The following is a 993-nucleotide window of genomic DNA, read 5'->3' on the forward strand; positions in this document are numbered from 1 at the left end:
GTGGAGTCATTGTTGAAATACCACTCTGGTCACTCTGGATATCTAACTTCGAACCGTAATCCGGTTCAGGGACAGTGCATGGTGGGTAGTTTAACTGGGGCGGTTGCCTCCCAAAAAGTAACGGAGGCGCCCAAAGGTTCCCTCAACCTGGTTGGTAATCAGGTGGCGAGTGTAAGTGCACAAGGGAGCTTGACTGTGAGACTGACAGGTCGAGCAGGGACGAAAGTCGGGACTAGTGATCCGGCAGTGGCTTGTGGAAGCGCTGTCGCTCAACGGATAAAAGGTACCTCGGGGATAACAGGCTGATCTTGCCCAAGAGTCCATATCGACGGCATGGTTTGGCACCTCGATGTCGGCTCGTCGCATCCTGGGGCTGGAGTAGGTCCCAAGGGTTGGGCTGTTCGCCCATTAAAGCGGTACGCGAGCTGGGTTTAGAACGTCGTGAGACAGTTCGGTCCCTATCCGCTGCGCGCGTAGGAAATTTGAGAGGATCTGACCCTAGTACGAGAGGACCGGGTTGGACGAACCTCTGGTGTGTCAGTTGTTCCGCCAGGAGCACCGCTGATTAGCTACGTTCGGGATGGATAACCGCTGAAAGCATCTAAGCGGGAAGCCGGCCTCAAGATGAGATTTCCATACCTTCGGGTGAGAGGCTCCCAGCCAGACTACTGGGTTGATAGGCCAGATGTGGAAGCACGGTAACGTGTGAAGCTGACTGGTACTAATAAGCCGATGACTTGATAACACACCGTTTGTTGGTGCTACGCGTCCACTGAGTGGTTCTCGATGTACGGTCGAGAACCACATAACAATGACTTTGTTATGTGTTTGATTGAAACATCAATAGTGTTTCGGCGGCCATAGCGTGAGGGAAACGCCCGGTTACATTCCGAACCCGGAAGCTAAGCCTCACAGCGCCGATGGTACTGCAGGGGGGACCCTGTGGGAGAGTAGGACACCGCCGGACTTCTTTTAGACAAAATGGCCACCCAA

Annotated in this window: 2 rRNA genes; both read left to right on the forward strand. The window is 54.0% G+C overall.

The window, feature by feature from the left end:
* Window positions 1-745 (forward strand): 23S ribosomal RNA (locus ACSU04_RS18405); the annotation flags it as partial.
* Between the two features lie 105 nt (window positions 746-850).
* Window positions 851-967, forward strand: a 5S ribosomal RNA gene (gene rrf, locus ACSU04_RS18410).
* Window positions 968-993 lie beyond the last annotated feature (26 nt).

Source organism: Microbacterium sp. A84 (genome assembly GCF_051842815.1).
Lineage (GTDB): Bacteria > Actinomycetota > Actinomycetes > Actinomycetales > Microbacteriaceae > Microbacterium.